10 protein-coding genes are annotated in these 18,756 nt (G+C 68.6%); 3 read left to right on the forward strand and 7 right to left on the reverse strand.

Annotated features, from left to right (window positions below; translation table 11 throughout):
* Positions 1-575: 575 nt before the first annotated feature.
* The gene (locus tag WMF36_RS21955; RefSeq protein ID WP_437581585.1) at positions 576-1,259 is read left to right on the forward strand and encodes an FxLYD domain-containing protein; all 684 of its coding nucleotides are present in this window, start codon (positions 576-578) and stop codon (positions 1,257-1,259) included.
* A 3-nt stretch (positions 1,260-1,262) separates the two neighbouring features.
* On the opposite strand, the gene WMF36_RS21960 is transcribed toward WMF36_RS21955, so the two are convergent.
* The gene (locus WMF36_RS21960) at positions 1,263-2,075 is read right to left on the reverse strand and encodes a response regulator transcription factor (protein WP_437581586.1); all 813 of its coding nucleotides are present in this window, start codon (positions 2,073-2,075) and stop codon (positions 1,263-1,265) included.
* A gap of 323 nt (positions 2,076-2,398) precedes the next feature.
* On the reverse strand, positions 2,399-3,568 hold the full coding sequence (locus WMF36_RS21965) for an alpha/beta hydrolase family esterase (RefSeq protein WP_437581587.1): 1,170 nt from the start codon (positions 3,566-3,568) through the stop codon (positions 2,399-2,401).
* Positions 3,569-4,108: 540 nt separating this feature from the next.
* Between WMF36_RS21965 and WMF36_RS21970 the strand changes: the two genes are divergently transcribed.
* Both WMF36_RS21970 and WMF36_RS21975 read left to right on the forward strand, forming a co-directional pair.
* A complete protein-coding gene (locus tag WMF36_RS21970; protein WP_437581588.1) occupies positions 4,109-5,284 on the forward strand; it encodes an efflux RND transporter periplasmic adaptor subunit in 1,176 nt (391 codons plus the stop codon).
* A 26-nt stretch (positions 5,285-5,310) separates the two neighbouring features.
* A complete protein-coding gene (locus WMF36_RS21975) occupies positions 5,311-8,469 on the forward strand; it encodes a multidrug efflux RND transporter permease subunit (RefSeq protein ID WP_437581589.1) in 3,159 nt (1,052 codons plus the stop codon).
* Between the two features lie 157 nt (positions 8,470-8,626).
* On the opposite strand, the gene WMF36_RS21980 is transcribed toward WMF36_RS21975, so the two are convergent.
* From WMF36_RS21980 to WMF36_RS22000, 5 genes are read right to left on the reverse strand one after another with little or no spacing between them, the layout of a single operon-like run.
* A complete protein-coding gene (locus WMF36_RS21980) occupies positions 8,627-9,388 on the reverse strand; it encodes an enoyl-CoA hydratase/isomerase (protein ID WP_437581590.1) in 762 nt (253 codons plus the stop codon).
* Positions 9,388-10,644: a hydroxymethylglutaryl-CoA synthase family protein gene (locus tag WMF36_RS21985; protein ID WP_437581591.1), complete on the reverse strand. Its 1,257-nt coding sequence runs from the start codon at positions 10,642-10,644 to the stop codon at positions 9,388-9,390. Before WMF36_RS21985 ends, WMF36_RS21980 begins: the two co-directional genes overlap by 1 nt.
* Positions 10,645-10,659: 15 nt before the next feature.
* Complete coding sequence (locus WMF36_RS21990) at positions 10,660-11,898, reverse strand: beta-ketoacyl synthase N-terminal-like domain-containing protein (protein WP_437581592.1); 1,239 nt, start codon at positions 11,896-11,898, stop codon at positions 10,660-10,662.
* Positions 11,876-12,124: an acyl carrier protein gene (locus WMF36_RS21995; RefSeq protein ID WP_437581593.1), complete on the reverse strand. Its 249-nt coding sequence runs from the start codon at positions 12,122-12,124 to the stop codon at positions 11,876-11,878. The genes WMF36_RS21990 and WMF36_RS21995 overlap by 23 nt, the downstream gene beginning before the upstream one ends.
* 58 nt (positions 12,125-12,182) lie before the next feature.
* Positions 12,183-18,749 (reverse strand): beta-ketoacyl synthase N-terminal-like domain-containing protein, encoded by a 6,567-nt coding sequence (locus WMF36_RS22000; protein ID WP_437581594.1) that lies wholly within the window; start codon positions 18,747-18,749, stop codon positions 12,183-12,185.
* Positions 18,750-18,756: the final 7 nt, after the last annotated feature.

Below are 18,756 nucleotides of genomic sequence, written 5' to 3' on the forward strand. Positions count from 1 at the left end.
AACGCACTGTCGGCCGCATTGCAATGCGGTCACGATGAGCCCGCTGGGCAGTATGAAGTATGGACACCGCGACGCCAGCGTGGATTTGAAAGAAGGCGGGTGCCGGGGATTGACAGTTCTCATCTGATCTCGGGAACACAGCCCTGACTCCTGCTCTTGTGGGCGGATACACCAAGCCAGCTGTCGCCTCGCCCTGCATCGGTCCCCTTCCCTACCTTCCGGGCCGATTCCAGCGCATCACGTCCGAAACCTGCTCGCGCAGCGGCTTCGGGTCGTATTCGGGACAGAGAGCGCGCAGAATGGAGCCGGGGGTGCGTGCGTCCGCCGCTGTCTCGAGCCGGAGAGCGGGCGGGCGACCGCCGTGCCGCGATCGCCTCCACGACAACCGGCGCATCCGGGAGGGGATCCGGTACCACCTGGGCCTCAGCGACCAGGCGCAGCACCGACCTGGGACGCGGTGGCGCCCATTTGGACGAGCTCAGGCAGACACAACAATACGGTAAGGCGCCCTACGCCTGACAAAAGACTGCGAGGCGGGAGCTGGCTCGAGCGGCTCGGAGACGGGCCGGGGCGGAATGGGCGGGGACCCCGGCGAGGGCCTGCGCTTCGTTCCGGAAGGCTTATCCAACACCGAGCTGGACGGGGATGGAGACGGGCTCACGCTGGTCGCCTTCACGCTGGTGCAGGGGACGACCGGCCCCGAGCTCTACGCCGCTGTCAGAAATGATGGGGAGGTCCCGGCCTGCGACGCCGGCATGGTTGTCGACTTCGTCGACAAGGCCGAGCAGCTCGTGACAACCTGGGGCGGTAGCTTGCGGAGTAGGCGGCTCTATCGGCTGAGCGACGGCTCCGGCGTGATCGTTCCTTGTGTCGCCCCGGGTGAGATTGCGATGGTTGCCTCAACGGGTCTTTCGGACGACATCGCCATCGAGGACCTCGGATACCTGAGGCACAGGTTCCCGGCCTTCCCCATGGACGTTGCTCCTGTCGATGCCATCACCGTCAGCGAGGTGGAGACCGTCAGCAGGGGCGCCGGGAGCGCCTACACGGGCACGCTCGAGAACGGGCTCGATGTAGCCGTGAGCGACCCCGGGGTAACGGTCTTTCCGGTGAATCGAGTCGGACGGCCGCTCGGCGTGGCGACGAGCAGCGCGGCTGCCGACATTCCGCCCGGCGGGACCTGGACGTTCGAGACGACCACCGTGGGCGATCTCGGCGTTGATTACGTCGCGTACCCGACGGTTTCGATTCCTCCTTAGAGGTCAACCCAGGAGCCCCCGCTCGGCCAGCCACAGCGTCGCGCCGGCGCGGCTGTAGACGCCGAGCTTGTCGTAGGCGTGGGCGACGTGGTGCTGCACGGTCTTCGCCGAGATGCGAAGGACGGTGGCGATCTCGCGGTTGGTCTTGCCGGTCCCGACGAGCCGCAGCACCTCCAGCTCGCGCGCCGTGAGCGCCTTTCGTGGCCGAAGAAGCCGATCGTGCCGGGCACCGGAGCGATCGCTGCTCGGCGGGGCGCGTGGAACAGGATCGGTGGTGAGCAGATAGCCGTACGTCGTCCCGCGTGCCCCCGTGAGCCGATGCGCCCAGACCGGGTTGGCGCAGTAGATCTCCAGCATCTCCTTTGTGTATCCGATCACAAAGTGCTCGAAATACGGGTGCCAGACGGGGAGGTCACGCACTCGAAATTCGATGCCGGAATCCTTCAGGGTCGCCTCGGAGCGGCTGTCCGTCTCGGCGAAGTACCGGTGCCAGATGTTCTGAGTGGTCGCGACCAGCGAGGAGATCTCGGGATCCTGGACGAAGCGCTGCAGCGGACCGTCGACGAGCGCCCAGCGGGCCGATTCGGCCCCGAGCTCGAAGAGCGCGTCCTTGCCATCGGAATAGAACCGCCGGACGAGCTCGTCGTGGAACGAGAGGAACTCGGGCAGCGGAACCAGGCTGCTGGCGGTGATCGGCTGCCTGAACCATGGGTTGGCCAGCGCCACGTCACGAAAGAAGACGCGCCACGCTTCCGAGCCGAATCGCCGGCTCACCAAGGTTTTCCGCGTCAATATTGTGGTTCCGCTGACCTTCATGGACCAGCCAATCGGCTCCTGCCACTGAACGACGAGGTCGCGCAGGCAGCAGCAAGGCAAGGGAGCGCTCGCCAGTATGGCCGATCGGGGTGTCAGCGGTCAACGCGCGAGCTCGCTCATCCTGTGGCGGCGCGCTCACGATGCGACCGTGTATCAGGAGCAGATTAATTCAACGGTGCTGCAAGCTGAACGCTGAGCGCGTCGGGCGACGCGCCGTCATGCGAGTCGAGGCGCTTCTGCTGGAGGTCCCAGCCGGTGCCGCAGAGGGCCACAGAGATGCGTGAAACTCATGGGCGCCCTTCCCCGAGAACGGCAGACGTGCGCTACGGCATGGTGTGTCGTTTCAGCACGGGCCAGCCGACCGCGGCGTTGCCGGGGTCGTGGCCACCTCCCTGCTTCGTGCAGAGAGCCACTTCGACGCCGTCCCGGCAATTCGAATAGGTCGAGCAGCCCTGGCCATCTTCGGCCGAGGGCGAGCCGGTGCAGCCATTGATGTCGGCCCACTTCGCGAGGGTCGACTTCGCGCCGAGGAACGTGATGGGCATGCCCCGCACCACCGCGGAGGATCCACCGGCGTAGGGCACGATGGGATCCGACGTGCCTCGGAACGAGATCACGCTGATGGGACGCGCTGGCTCGCAGCCGCCGATGTTCTCCTCCAGGAGATCGAAGGCGGCGGGCGCCACGGCCGCGAACACATCGGCCGCGTGGCAAGCGAGGTAGTGGGACATCCCGCCCCCCATGGAGAAGCCAACGGCATAGACGCGCTTGGGGTCGATGCAGGCGGTCTCCTGGATCTTCGCCACCATCGCCTTGGCGAAAGCCACGTCGTCGGTGTCGGCCACGCAGCAGGGCCCGACGTTCCAGGCGCCGCCCGAGGGTCCGGACAGCCCGCTCGGGAAGGCCATGATCACGCCTTCCGGGTCGGTCTGCGCCGGATAGGGCGAGCCCGATCGCTCCGACGGGCCAGAGCCGCCAAGCGGGTGGAAGTCCACCACGAGAGGCACCGGCTTGCTGCCGTCGTACGTGGCAGGCACGTGCAAGACGTAGCTCCGATTCTGCGAACCTACCGCCACCGTCTGGTTCGTGTCGCCAGCCCTCAACGCGGTGGACGGGCAGGTGATGCTCCCGGTTTCGCCGCCTGTGCCGCTGCCCCCGGTGCCCCCGCCACCGGTGCCCGCGCCACCGGTGCCCCCGCCACCGGTGCCCGCGCCACCGGTGCCCCCGCCACCGGTGCCCGCGCCGCCGGCGCCGCTCCCACCGGCGCCGTTGCCGCCGGCCGAGCTCGTCGTGCCCCCTGACGCGGTCGTCGTATCCGCGGACGCGGTGCTACCGCCGCTGCCCGAGGGACCCGCGCTGGTATTGCCGCTGGAGCCACCGCCGTCGCCGCCGGCGGTGGTCCCGTCGCTGCCGCTGCCGCAGCCCATGAGGGCGATGCCCAGCGCTCCTGACAGCAGGATCTGGTGTGGTGAATTCGTTCGTCGGTTCATCATGGGTCAGCACCTTTGTTCGCCGGAGGCCGCGGACGTGATGACCTCTGGAGCGGTCGTGCCGAGGTTGCGAAACGTCGCCAAGCGGCCGCGCCTCCCTGCTCCCAGATCGCCATCTGTCCTCGCGTCACCCGATTCAGGTGACTGCAACGAGCTCATAGCCGAGACCGTTGGAGCGACACATAGGCATATTGGCCTACACCTCGTGGTGCAGGCCCTGCGGCGCCCGCTCGAAGAGGCCGGGGCTCGCGCACCCTTGACGCCCTCGATCACTCTAGCACGCTCGGCGGCCGAGGCGCCGAGCATCCATTGCCTGCGCGTCGTCCTGGCAGGCTCAGCGGACGCGGCGCCCGCTGCAGGATCTTGCGACAGATCGCCTCGGTTGCACGGGAAAACGCGGCCAGGGCGGCGCAGAGCGGGGCAACGCCTGCCGGCGCTCGGCGGTCCCGGTGGTTGAAAGGACCCCTCGCTTGCACTACTTCAAGGCGAAACCACGGGACGACCTCCTCCGTGGACCTCCCTCGGGCCCGGCAGAACGGACGCATGATCGACCTACGCAAGCTCGGCGGGATCCTCCCAGCCGCCCTCCTCGTCGGCGGGTGCCGCGCCGCGCCCGACGCGCCGCCGCCGCCCCCGCCCGAGGTCAGCGTCATCGAGGTCAAGATGGAGCCCGTCACCCTCCGCGACGAGCTCCCCGGCCGCGTCGCCCCCCTCCGCCTGGCGCAGGTGCGCGCGCGCGTCGCGGGCATCGTCCTGAAGCGCAGCTTCACCGAAGGGAGCGAGGTCAAGGAGGGACAGACCCTCTTCGTGATCGACCCAGCGCCCTTCAAGGCCGCCGTTGACAGCGCCCTCGCCGCCCTCGTCAAAGGGCAGGCCAACCTCGGCCAGGCCGAGGCGCGAGCGAAGCGCGCCAGCGCGCTCGTGCGAGAGGGGCTGGTCAGCGGCGAGGCGCATGACGACGCGATGGCGGCGCAGGCCGTGGCCCACGCCGAGATCGCCCAGGCGCGCTCGGCGCTCACGCTGGCCCGCCTGAACCTCGGTCACGCGACCGTGACCGCCCCGATCAGCGGCAGGATCGGCGGCGCGCTCGTCACCGAAGGCGCGCTCGTCGGCCAGGCCGAGGCGACGCCGCTCGCCGTCATCCAGCAGATCGACGCGGTACATGTCGACATCAAGCAGCCCGCCGCGCAGCTCACGCGCCTGCGCCGCGCCGCGCTGGACGGCGCGCCCCAGGGCGAGGCGGGCAAGCATGCCGCGATCCTCGTGCTCGATGACGAGGGCGAGTACCCCGAGAAGGGCGAGCTGCTCTTCTCCGACATCAGCGTCGATCCCGGCACCGGCGAGGTGACGCTGCGCGCGCGCTTCCCGAACCCGAGCCGCCTGCTCTTGCCCGGCATGTTCGTGCGCGTGAAGCTCGCCAAGCACGTCGACCAGGCGGCCCTCGCGGTGCCGCAGCAAGCGGTCGGGCGCGACGGCGCCGGCAACGCGACGGTCCTCGTCGTCCAGCCCGACGGCAAGACGTCCGTGCGCCACATCCAGACGGGCGGCGTCGATCGCGATCGCTACATCGTCACCTCCGGCCTCAACGCCGGCGACAAGGTCGTGGTCGAAGGCCACCAGAAGGTCGCCCCGGGCGCCGCGGTCCGCGCCGTCCCCTTCACGCCGGCGCCCGCGGCCTCGGCGAACGCGCCCGCGCCCGCGGCCTCGGCGGCGCGCTGACACGGACGGAGCAGATCGAGGCCAGCATGTCGCGCTTTTTCATCGACAGGCCCATCTTCGCGGTGGTCATCGCGATGTTCATCGCGCTCCTCGGGGCGATCGCGCTGCCGCGGCTCCCCGTGACGCAGTACCCGTCGGTCGCGCCGCCGACCGTCTCCATCTATGCGAGCTACCCTGGCGCGACGCCGCAGACGCTCGACCAGAGCGTCGTCAGCCTGATCGAGCGCGAGCTGAGCAGCGCCAAGCGCCTGCTCTACTTCCAGTCGTCGAGCGACACCTCCGGGACGGCCCAGATCACCGCGACCTTCCTGCCCGGCACCGACCCCGATCTCGCGCAGATCGACGTCCAGAACCGGCTCAAGGCGGTCGAGCCCCGCCTGCCGGCGTCCGTGAGGCAATACGGCCTCTTCGTCGAGGCCTCGACGTCGAGCTTCCTGATGATCGTCAGCCTGTCGTCGCGCGACGGCAGCCTGAGCCCCACCGCGCTCGGCGACATCCTCGCCCGCTCCATCATCGACGAGATCAAGCGGGTCCCGGGCGTCGGGCGCGTGCAGCTCTGGACCAGCGAGCGCGCGATGCGGATCTGGATCGATCCGACCAAACTCGCGGCGCTCGCGCTCTCGCCCGCCGACGTGTCGACCGCCATCGCCGCGCAGAACGTCCAGTTCGCGTCGGGCCGCATCGGCGACCTGCCGAGCCCGCCGGCGCAGCAGATCAGCGCCACGCTGATCGCCGAGGGGCAGCTCGCGACGCCCGAGGATTTCGGGGCGATCGTCCTCCGCGCGAAGCCCGACGGGTCGCGCGTGCTCCTCCGCGACGTCGCGACGATCGAGATCGGCGCGCAGAACATGGCGTCGTCGTCGCGGAGCAACGGCAAGCCCGACGCCGCGATCGGCATCCAGCTCGCGAACGGCGCGAACGCGATGAAGACCTCCGACCTCGTGCGCGCCCGCATGGCGGAGCTCGCGCGGGGCCTGCCGCCCAACGCGACCTACAGCGTGCCCTACGACACGGCGCCCTTCGTCAGGATCTCGGTCCACAAGGTGATCGAGACCCTGGTCGAGGCCATGGTGCTCGTGTTCGTGGTGATGTTCCTGTTCCTGCAGAACATCCGCTACACGCTCATCCCGGCGATCGTGGTGCCGCTCGCGCTGCTCGGCACGTGCGCGGTGATGCTCCTCGCCGGCGCGTCGATCAACATGCTGAGCCTGTTCGGGATGGTGCTCGCGATCGGCATCATCGTCGACGACGCGATCGTCGTGGTCGAGAACGTCGAGCGGCTGATGGCCGAGGAGGGGCTGTCCCCGCGCGAGGCGACGCGGAAGGCGATGGCGGAGATCTCGGGCGCCGTCGTCGGCATCACGCTCGTGCTCTCGGCGGTGTTCGTGCCGATGGCGTTCGCCTCGGGCTCGGTGGGCGCGATCTACCGGCAGTTCTCGATGTCGATGGCGGTCTCGATCCTGTTCTCGGCGTTCCTGGCGCTGACGCTGACGCCGGCGCTCTGCGTGGTCCTGCTCAAGCCCGTCCCCGCCGGCCACGCGAGGCGCCGCGGCGCGCTCGGCTGGTTCAACGCCGGCTTCGAGCGGCTCACCTCCGGGTACCGGCGGTGGGTCGCGGGCGCGCTCGACAGGCGCGCTCGGATGCTCCTCGGGTTCGCGATCCTCGTCGCGACGCTCGGCTTGCTCTACGCCCGGCTGCCGACCGCCTTCTTGCCGGAGGAGGATCAGGGGCTCGTGATCGTCGACGTGCAGCTCCCGCCCGAGGCCACGCAGCACCGCACGCTGAAGGCGGTCGAGCAGGTGGAGGCGCACTACCTCGGCCGCCCCGCGATCGGCGGCGTGGCGTCCTTCCCGGGCTTCGGCTTCTCGGGGTCGGGACAGAACGTGGCGATGATCTTCCTGACGATGAAGGACTGGGGCGAGCGCCCGGACGGCGCGACGGCCCAGTCGGAGGTCGCGCTGGCGAACGAGAAGCTCGGCCAGATCCGCGACGGCATGGTGTTCAGCCTGGTGCCGCCGCCGATCATGGAGCTCAGCAGCACCTCGGGCTTCAGCCTGAAGCTGCAGGACCGGGGCGGGCGCGGGAACGCGGCGCTCGTGGCGGCGCAGCAGCGGCTCATCGAGCTCGCCGCGGGGAGCCCGATCGTCGCGCAGGTGCGCGCCGAGGCGCAGGCCGACGCCGCGCAGATCCGGCTGCGGATCGACCGACAGAAGGCGAGCGCGCTCGGGGTGAGCTTCGAGCGCGCGGCCGCGGTGCTGTCGACGGCGCTGAGCCCGACGTACGTGAACGATTTCCCCAACCAGGGGCGGCTTCAGCAGGTGATCGTGCAGGCCCACGCGCCGAGCCGGATGCAGATCGAGGACGTGCTGAGGCTGTCCGTGCCCAACGACGCCGGTCAGATGGTGCCGCTCTCCGCGTTCACGACGGCGGCGTGGGAGCGCGGCCCGCTCCAGCTCGCGCGCTTCAACGGGTTTCCGGCCACCGGGATCAGCGGCGCGCCGGCGCCCGGCCGGAGCAGCGGCGAGGCGATGGCCGAGATCGAGCGCCTGGCCGCGCAGCTGCCGCCCGGGTTCGGGGTGGAGTGGACAGGGCAGTCGTACCAGGAGCGGCTGTCGGGGGCCGAGGCGCCGACGCTGCTCGCGCTGTCGCTGGTCGTGGTGTTCCTGGTGCTGGCGGCGCTCTACGAGAGCTTTGCGATCCCGCTCTCGGTGATGCTCGTGGTGCCGCTCGGGGTGGTGGGCGCGGTGCTGGCCATGACGGTGCGCGGGCTGCCGAACGACGTGTTCTTCAAGGTCGGGCTGATCACCATCATGGGGCTGTCGGCGAAGAACGCGATCCTGATCATCGAGTTCGCGAAGAGCCTGCACGAGCAGGGCAAGAGCGTGCGGGAGGCGGCGATCGAGGCGGCGCGCCTGCGCTTCCGGCCGATCCTGATGACCTCGCTGGCGTTCATCCTGGGCGTGATGCCCCTGGTGTTCGCGAGGAACGCGGGCTCGGCCACGCAGCACGCCATCGGGACGGGGGTGTTCGGTGGCATGCTCACCGCGACGATCTTCAGCGTCTTCTTCGCGCCGCTGTTCTTCGCGCTGGTCAGCCGCCTGCGGCGCGGGAGGGCAGCTGGCGGCCCGCGGGCGGGCCAGGAGCCCGCGGAGAGCCGGAGCTCGCCGGGGGTCCCCATCTCCTGAGGACACGCGTCGCGACGCCGACGTCACTGCAGGGGCTCAAACCTGCGAGCCGCCGCTGCGTGGCAGATAGGTGGCCACCCGGATCCGCGGAAACTGGACTCGAACTGGCTCCCTGTCGCCGATCACCCACCGCGCGACGCCGCCCGGCAACAACGCGTCACCGTTGCCACGGGAGCTGCCCCGTCGCCATGTACCTGAAGATCCCTTCGAGGTTGCCCGGATCGGAGAACACCTCCGTGGCCGCCGCCAGCGCGCCCTGCTTGGCCTGCTGGAGCTCCTGGCTCAGCGCGTGCATGTAGCGCTTGTGGCGGGCGATCGCCACCTTGGACAGGTTGCGCAGGCGAAGCAGGTGCATGTGGAGCACCGACGCGCTGTTGGCAGCGTGAGCATCGACCAGCCCCCACTCCAGCGCCTGCTGCACCGGCACCGGCTTGGTCATGAGCGCCATGTAGTGCGCCTTCTGAAAGCCGGCGCGACGCACGAGGAACGGCAGCACACAGGCCGGCATCAGGCCGAACAGCAGCTCGGAGAGCGAGAACTGCGCCGTATCGTCCGCGATCACGACGTCGCAGGCCGCGACGAACCCCACGCCCCCTGCGTTGACCTTGCCCCGGACGTGCGCGATGCTGATATACGGCCCGGTCGCCAGCTGGAGCCACAGATCGTACAGGGGCTCCGGGCTCTGTACAGCGCCTCCGCGCTCATGATGTTCCCGCAGCTCCTGGAAGTCCGCCCCCGTGCAGAACACCTCCGGCAGCCCCTCCAGCACGACGACTGTCGCCGAACGCTCGCAGATCGAGAGCACGTGACGGCACTCTTCGACGAGACGGTCGTTGATCGCGTTGTTGGCCTCCGGGCGGTGGAGCTGCAGGAAGCAGATCGACTCCTGGAATCGTACACGGACGGTCTGGTATTCCATCAGATCCACTCGTACTCGCGATGGAAGCCGTTGATCTCGCGCAGCACCAGGATCTTCGTGCCCGCCAGGGCTTTCCGGGCGCCCGGCACCATGTCGGTGTCGAGCTTCACGTTCCGGGTGCCGAAACGAACGACGCCGCTGCTGCGCACGACGGCCTCGTACTCGTCGACCGACAGCTCGTAGCGCTCGTCGAGCCGCTCCTTGATGCGGAACTGGCGTTGATGCTCCCGGGCCTCGGGCGTCACCACGCCGCTGTAGAACTCGGAGCAGCAGCCCGAGCCGTACGAGAAGATGCCGATGCGCTTGGGCGAGTCGATGACCGCGTTGTCGATGGTGCTGGCGAGAGCCATGTACACCGTCGCGCCCATGATATTGCCGACTCGCTGGCAGTAAGCGATCCCCGGCATCACGCGCTGCCGGAAGTCGGCCTCCGCCGTCGCGGGATCCGCCTTCGCCATCTTGCGCATCATCGCGCGATGCGCGCCCTTGACCATGCCTCCGAACGGAGTGTGGAACACCAGGTACTGGAAGGTGTCGCGGTAGTCCGCGCCGTCGACCCGCTTCCTGTACTCCAGGAACGACTTCTCGGAGCAGTCGAGATAGGACATCAGGGACAGGTCCGCGTCCCCCGCCTCGCTGTCCGGGATCGGGCGGCACGTGTCCATCACCTCGTAGCCGTAGTAGCCGCTCGCCCCGACGTCGAGCTGGAGCACGCGCGGGGTGTCGCTGACGAGCATCGCCACGGCGCCCGCTCCCGCGCTCGGCTCCGCGTAGGACCAGTCCTCCGTCAGGCCGTCGCCGCCCTCCGCGGCGAGGAAGCGGGAGATGTCCGTGCCGACGACCAGCGCCTTGGCCCCTGGAGACGCGCCGGAGAGGATGAAGCTGGCCGCCGTCTGGAGCCCCGCGGTCACCGAGTAGCAGGCTTGCTTGATCTCGAACAGGCGGCAATTGCGGCCGAGACCGAGGTAGTGGTGGATGTACGTGGACATCGACTTCCCGAAGTCGATGCCGGACTCCGTGCAGGTGATCACGAGCTCGATTCGCTCCCGCTCGGCGGGATCGAGGGCATCGAGGAGCGGCCTGGCCGCGTTGACGCCGTAGGAGACCGGGTCCTCGTAAGGGAGGGCCAGCGCCTTCTGCTTCATCATCAGGTTGTCGAACCGCTGCATGTCCAGCTTGCGATGGCGGGCCAGGGCGGTCACGTCGAGAAACGCAGACCCGCCAAACATGTTCATCGCCTCTATTCCGACGGTCATCGATGGAATCCCTCCTCACCAGGAGTTGTGCTGACTCAGGACCACGGCCGCGTTGATGCCGCCGAACCCCATGCTCATCTTCAGCGCATGGCCGATCTCGTGAGCCACGGGCTCGTGCTGAACCCAGCGGAAACGGGGATCGATCGGCTCGTCCAGGTTGCGAGTGGGGTGCAAGCGCGACCCCTGCATCTGCAGCAAGACGGCGATGATCTCGACCGTTCCCGCCGCGCTCAGCCCGTGGCCGATGATCGACTTGGTCGCGTTGATCGGCGCGTGGGCCAGATCGCAGTCGTACAGCACCCGGAGCTCCGTCTCGTCTCCGATCACCGAGCCGGTGCCGTGCGGATTGACGTAGTCGATGTCCCGCGCGGAGAGGTTGGCCTCGCGCAGGGCGCCCTGGATCACGCGCACCTCGCCTTCATAGGAGGGATTCGGGTTGCGGTTGCCGTCCATCGCCACCGCCCAGCCGGAGGCCCTGGCATAGGGCGTGACCCGCTCCCGCTGCCTGGCGGACTCGGCGCGCTCGATCACCACGGCGCCGCAGGACTCGCCGTAGATGAAGCCGTCACGCGAGGCGTCGAAGGGACGGCAAGCGCGGCTCGGGTCGTCCGCGTATCGGTCGGAGCCCATGGCGCCGAGCGAGCGAAACGCCTGTAGCTCGAAGAACGACAGGTCCGCCAGCGCCCCCAGCGCAATGCAGACGTCCACCTGCGCGGACCGGACAGCGTGGATCGCCTGGATGACGGCCAGGAGCCCGCTCGCCGACGCGCCGCCGATGGTATACGCCAGCCCCTTGATCCCGAACTGCTCCGTACAGAACCCACAGATGTCGCTGTCCATGTAGGTCACCGCGTAATTAGGGCGGATGTACTCGGAGCGGTCGCGATACGACTCGTACGTCTGCAGGAGCTCGCGTTGCTGCACGTTGGAGCCGCCGACGATCAAGCCGACTCGCTCGGGAGGGACTCCAGCCAGGTCCGCGTCCTGCCATGCCTCATGGAGGGTGACGACCGCCGCCTGCCCGGTGTGCGAGGCGGTCCGCAGGTTGCGCCTGGAGATCGACGGTGGGATGGACAGCTCCGGAAGCTCCGCTCCGATGTACGCCCTACCGCGCTGGCGTCCGGGGCGCCCCATCACGCCGAACGAATGCCTCCCTTCAAACAAGGCGGAGCGAAACGCCTCCTTGCCTTGCCCGATGGAAGCGGTGACGCCGATCCCCGAGATGACCAGCTCAGGGGGCTTGCAACTTTGCATGGAACGCCTCTGCCAGCCCTCCGATGTTCTGGACGTGTCCAAGCTCGACGAGGTCGAGCTGTAGGCCCAGGGCTTCCATCGTCATCATGACGATATCCGCGCGGTCCAGCGAGTTCGCTCCCAGATCCTTCAGCTGGTCGGTGGGGTAGAACGTGCGCCCTTCCAGCTCGGGCAGGACCTGGCACGTATGCTTGACGACGAGCTCGAACACTTCCTGCGACGTCATGAGGCGTGGCTCCTTTGGCGAGATCACCGAGATGTACCTATGCCGTGTTGACTCTCTGCTAGAGGGACATGCGACCGTGGATCCGCTCCGCCTCCAGGCGGAACGCCTCGTGGAACTGCGGCGGCATTCCCTGGAGGGAATACAGCGACTCGCAGAACCGGGAGACGGTCTCGAACACCGCGGCCTCCGACAGAAACCACATGTGGTTCGACGCGTCGACGTCGATCATGCTCAGGTTGGGCAGGCGCTGCTCCCACTCGCTCCAGTAGTTCTCCTGGTCGACCATGTAGATGCCGTCGGCGATCGCGAAGTACGGCTCGAGCTCACCGAAGAAGTGGCCGTTCTTGTTGCGGAAGTAGTAGCACGCGACCTCGGCCGGCCGGGGCAGCGGCTCGATCACGTACTCGGTGATCTTGTAGGCCGCTTGAACCTTGGCGCACTGCTTGATCATCTCGTGCATCAGGTTCTCCGAGCGGGTCAAGCCTCGCGACTGGGCGCGCTGGATCAGGCGCTCGAGGAACTCCTCGTAGTCGAGCTCGACGTTGGCCTCGCTGCGGTGGATGAGCGTCGACGCCATCTTCTCGGGGTGTTCCACGATGGGGAGGAACAGGGAGGCGTTGACCGTCTGTAGCGCCAGGCTCTTGTCGAACAGCGAGTCGGGGATATCGATCTTCCTGGCGCCGATGGAGTCGAACGTGTCGAGCATGACGATGGAGTTCACTACCTCGCCCTGCTCTTGTAGCTGGCGGGTGACCTCGTAGGCCAGCATGCCGCCCAGGGAGTAGCCGCCGAGATCGTAGGGGCCCTGCGGCTGGACCGAGCGAATGATCTGCACGTAATGGGAGGCCATCGCGCGGATGCCTTCCACCGGCGGCTGGTCGGTGAGCCAGCCGCGCGCCTGGATGCCGTAGAAGGGGCGCTGAACCTTCGGAGCGAGCGGCTGGTAGAGCTCCACGCCGCCCAGCGCGGCGTGAAGCCAGAAGACGGGCCGCCCCACGGTCCCCCGGTTGAGGGCCACGAGCTCCGAGATCTGCGGCGATGCGGCCGGCGCGGGCGCCTGGGGGAGCGGCGCTGGATCACGGACCGGCGCGGCCTTGCCGTTGCCGTTGTACGTCACGGGTCTCAGCCCCGTCGTGCCCGCCTGCGGCGCGGAGCCGCCCGTTGGAACAGGCTGGAGCGGCGACAGCTGGATGTGTCGCGGCGCCTCGCGCCGCGGGCCGGGGGCCGGGACCGCCTGTATCGTCGACACAGGCGTCAAGGTCAGCCGCGCAGGCGCTCCTGCATGGGGCCGTGGGCTCGGCATCGTGCTGACCGGCTGCAAGGCGATCGCCGCGGGCTTGCGCGGCGCGGGCGCGGCCGGCGCCGGTGGCGCGGCTGGAGCGGTCGGGGCGGCCACGGCCGGGGCAGGCGGCAGGGCCGGAGCGGCCGGCGCCGGGGCCGGGGCCGGCGCCCCATTCAGCTCGCCAGCGAGGAACCTGGCGAACTCCGCGACGGTCGGGTTCTCATAGACGTTGTTTGCGGTGATCGACACCCCGTACTTCTTGTTGAGCGAGTGCACCCACTCGACGCCGAGGATCGAGTCGAGGCCCATCTCGATGAACTTCTTGTCGACGTCGATGTCGCTCCTGGCGAGGAACAGGAGCTCCGCGAGGCTCTCTACCAGCTGCTCCTGCATCTCCTTCGACGAGGCCACCGCCCGGCGATGGACGCTGACCGGGGCGCTGGCCGGGGCGCTCGGCGCTCCGGCGGTCACCGTGACCCCGGCCGCCGACGGCGGCGCTGCCGGACGAGGTGGCGTCGGCGCGGGGGCGGTCCGGACGGGCTGGAGGACGGCACCCTGCGCCGGACTCGCCGCGGCCTGCCCCTGGCCCGCGCGGAGCTCGCTGGCCAGGAGCTCCGCGAACTCCGCAAGGGTGGGGTGCGCATAGACGTTGTTCGCGGTGAGCGTGATGCCGTACTTCTTGTTGATCGACTGCACCCACTCGACGCCGATGATCGAGTCGAGGCCCATCTCGACGAACTTTGCATTGACGTCGATGTCGGCCGGTTTGATGAACAGGATCTCCGCCAGGCTCCTCCTCAGCTCCTCGCGCAGCTGCGCTGCCGAGACCGACGCCGGCGCGACGGCCTCCGGAGCGCTCGCCGGTCGAGGCGGCGCCGTGGCCGCGCTCGGCGCCTGCGGGGCTCGCGCGGGCGCCTCTCGCCGGGCCTCCGCGACCCAGTAGCGCTCGCGGGAGAACGGGTAGGTCGGGAGCGAGAGCTTCGAATACGCTCCTCGCGCAAACAGGTTCGCGAGCTCCAGACCGTACCCCTGGACGAACAGCTCCGCGATCCCTGCCAGGTTCTCGACGTACCGGTCAGCGTCGCCCGGCGACCTGCACTCCTGGATGCACTGCTCTCCGTACCGCTTGAGCGATGAGACCTCACGGCGCGGGTTCTCTTGCAGGTTGCCCGTGAACGCCTGCGGTGCCCTGCCCTTCTCCAGCACCCTCCTCAGGACCTTCAGCAGCTCGTCACGATCTCGGACCACGACCGCCAGTCGATGCTTGAAGTGCCTGCGCCCCAAGAGCAGCGTGTAGCTGAGGTCGCCCAGGTCGACGCCCCCATGCTGCTCGCAATGAGCGACCAGCCGCTCCACCTGCTGCCTGAGCTGCTCCTCGGTGCGCGCGCTCAGCACGATCAAGTAGCCCGGCGCGGCGGGACGCCTGCGCACCACGCGCGGAGCCTCCTCGATCACGAGGTGCGCGTTGGTCCCGCTGAACCCGAAGGAGCTGACCGCCGCGCGGCGCCTCTCGTTCCGGGCGACCTGCCACTCCCTGAGCGTCGTGTTCACGTAGAACGGGCTGTCCTTGAACGTGATGTGCGCGTTCCCCTCCCTGAAGTGCAGCGACGGAGGGATCTGCTTGTTCTTCAGGGCGAGCAGGATCTTGAGCACGCCCGCCATCCCGGCCGCCGCCGACGTGTGCCCGAGGTTGGTCTTCACGGAGCCGATCGCGCAGAACTCCTTCTTGTCCGTGTAGGCCCTGAATGCCTTGCTGAGCGCGTCGAACTCGATCGGATCGCCCAGCTTTGTCCCGGTGCCGTGCGCCTCCACCATCTGGATCTGCGCCGGATCGATCTGGAACGCCTCATACACGCTGCGCTCCAGCCGCTCCTGCGACAGCGCGCTCGGCGCCGTGATGCCGTTGGTCGTGCCGTCCTGGTTGAGGCCGGACCCGCGGATCACGCCGTGGATCTGATCCCCGTCCGCGATCGCCTCGCTCAGGCGCTTCAGCACGACCAGGCCAACCCCTTCGCCGGGGACGAACCCGTCCGCACCCTGATCGAACGCGCGGCACTTGCCCGTCGGCGACAGCATGCCCGCCCGGTTCGAGGAGATGTAGAACCCCGGCGTGGACTGCACGAAGACGCCGCCGGCCAGGGCCATGTCGATCTCGTGCATCCAGAGCGCCTGGCACGCGTTGTGGATTGCGACCAGCGAGCTCGAACACGCGGTGTCGATCGTCACCGCCGGACCTTGCAGGTTCAGGTGATACGAGATGCGGGACGGGATCACCGCGTTGTGGTTGCCCCAGAAGGCCTGGGCAGGCGGCTCCCCGTCGAACAGCACCTGGTAGTCGCCGACGCAGCACCCCGCGTACACCCCGCACTGCAGTCCGCCGATGTGCTCGCCCACGTACCCGGCGTCCTCCAGCGCGTTCCAGGCCTCTTCCAGGAAGAGCCGCTGCTGCGGGTCCATGTACGTCGCTTCGCGCCCGGAGATGTTGAAGAACACCGGGTCGAACCGGTCGAGGTCATCGAGGAAGCTGCCGTAGTTGCAGTACGGCTTGTCCGCCGGAAGCTCTCGCGAGAGATCCCAGCGCTTGACCTCGTCGGTCAAGTCCCTGCCGGCGGCGAGGTGCTGCCATAGCTCACCAGGGTCCCTCGACCGGGCGAACCGGCCGCTCATGCCGATGATGGCGATCGGCTCCTTGAGCACGGCGTGCAAGCGAGCACGAGCGGCGGCTCCCGCGCCCTCCACTTCCCGGTACTGGTACACCTCCGGGATGGAGACGACGATCTTGCCTATGTTGCCGCGGTTGTCCAGGCACCGGTACGCGTCCTTGATCTGCTCGAAGGAGAACTCGCCGAAGATCGTCGGCCGCACGACGCCCCGCCGGATGTACTCGGACAGCTCCCCCTGATACTCGGCGATCGTCTCCGGCTTCTCGAAGCAGAGCTTGCGCAGATCGACGCTATAGAAGACCTGGTTGTTGTTGAGGACCGACAGGTCGATCGACTTTGCCGACTTCAGCGCGGTCATCGCGAGCTCGACATAACGCCCGCCCGACCGCAGGCAGTTCAGCCCCTTCTGGATCGCCGTGCCGGACAGGGTGTTGATGACCACGTCCACGCCCTCGCCGTTCGTCAGGCGCTTCACCTCTCGCTCGAAGTCGGACTCCAGGTAGTTGATCACATGGTGAACGCCCATGCGCTTCAGGTAGTCGAGCTTGTGCTGCGAGCCCGCCGTCGCGTAGATCTCCGCGCCGAGATGCAGCGCCAGCTGGACCGCGATGAGGCCGGTGCCGCCCGTCGCCGTCTGGACGAGGACACGCTCCCCCTTCTTCGGCTGTGCTTTGCGGAAGGCGTCGATCATCGTCAGGGCGACGGTCGGGAGCGAGCAGGCCTCCTCGAACGTCAGGCCCTCCGGCTTCAGCGAGACCTGCTCCTGCGCGCACGTGATCAACGTCGCCTGGGCGCCAAACGCCTCGGCGGCTCCGAAGATCACCTCGTCGCCCGGCGCCACCGCCGTGACGGCGCGCCCGACCTTGACCACGACGCCGCTCGCCTCGAACCCCGGCGTGAACGGATACGGCGGCATGGTCGGATACAGCCCTCGGACGCAGAGGATGTCCCCGAAATTCAACGAGAAGGCGCGGACGGCGATCTGCACCTCGCCGTTCGAGAGCTCCGGCACGACCGCCTCGACCAGGCGGAGGTCGTCAATCGTCCCCGGACGTTCGATGACCACCTTGTGGTACGTCGGCAGGTCAGCGCTTCGCTCCAGCGGTTCGACGACGGTCGGCGCCGGAGGTCGAGCCAGCGGGGCCACGGCGACCGCGGGAGCAGCGGCGCGAACGGCGCGCTCCGCCGGAACGGACGCGAGCCCCTGCGGTGCGAGCGGCGGCGCGACGTACAAGGGGGCAGGGGCGGGCGCCGGAGCGGGCACGTCCAGCGGCGCGCTCTCTCGTGCGCGCGCCGTCAGAGCCGCCCCGTGGGAAGCGACGATGTGCCTGCTCAAGGCGTCAACGCTGTTGTAGTCGAACAGCACGGTCGTCTGCATGGTGAGACCGCACTTGTCATTGACCAGGTTGATCAGGTTCACCGCGAGGATCGAATCCACCCCGTACTCGGCGAAGGAGAGGTCGTCCTGGATCTCGTCCTCGGTCATCTTCAGCGTTTCGCAGATGCTCTCGCGGATGGCCGTGCGCACCTGCTCCGCCACGAGGCTCGGTGGCAAGGCGCCCGCTCCGGACGGCGTGGCCCGGCGAGCCGGGGCGTCCATGGCCGGCGCCGGCTGGCGCGCCTGCCCGGCGACCACCCCGTCGCTCTCCGCCACGACGATCTGCTGCCCGAGGTCATGCGTGCGCTCGGCCGGGAAGAACACCTCCCGGTATCCTTCTGCTTCGAGGGCACGCTGCCAGCTCTGCGGAGAGAGGCCCGGGCAGCCCGGGATGCGCAGCTCCGGGTCTTCATATCGCCACCAGCCTTCGAGCAATCCGAAGGTCAGGTGCGTGAACAGCGAGTTGACGCTGATCTCGTTCAGCATCAGCAGGCCGTTCGGCCGCAATGCCTCCTTGGCGTGGCGGAGCGACTGGCGCACGTTCTTCGTCGCGTGCAGCACGTTGGCGGCGATGACCAGATCGTACCCGCCGACCTCGACGCCCTGGGCCGAGAGGGGCTGCTCCACGTTCAGCAGCTTGTACGAGAGGAACGGGCAATGCGGCCCGTACTCTGTCTCCGCGTGCATCAGGAACGCCTTGGAGACATCGGTGTAGCAGTACTCCCGCACATGCGCCTGGTACGGCTTCAACTTCCGGAAGAGCATGGCGCTGGTCCCGCCGGTCCCGGCGCCGATCTCCAGGAGGCGGATCTTCGCGCTCGGCTCTTCCAGCAGGCGCTCCTTCAGGTAAGCGACCACCGCATCGGCCAGCGCCTCATTGAAGTGATCGGAGACGGGATTGTTCTTGTAGATCCCCTCCACCAGCCTCATCGACGAGCTCGGGAACATCACGCCGGTCGCCGGCTGCTCGCCGGTGAGGATGGCCGGCAGCGCTCGCAGGGTCGCCTCCACGAGCGCCGCCTGCGCCTTCGCGCTCGGGTCGTCCAGCGCCCTGGCCTTCCTCGCGTTCCACTCCGCCCACGCGGCGTCGAGATCGACGATGGACGGGTCGCGCAGCACGCACGCCCGGCCGTCGGAGCTGAGCTCGCCGCTCCGCTCGAGGACGGCGATCGTCTCGTCCAGCCATCGCTGGTAGGGCGCGATCACTCGGCTCCGCAGGTCGGCGACCGTCGCCCGCTCATCACGGAACAGGCCGATCGACTGCAACTGCCCCAGGAACAACTTCAGAGGGATCTCATGCATGCTTTCA

Source organism: Sorangium sp. So ce887, from assembly GCF_051521455.1.
In the GTDB taxonomy this organism is placed as follows: Bacteria; Myxococcota_A; Polyangia; order Polyangiales; family Polyangiaceae; genus Sorangium.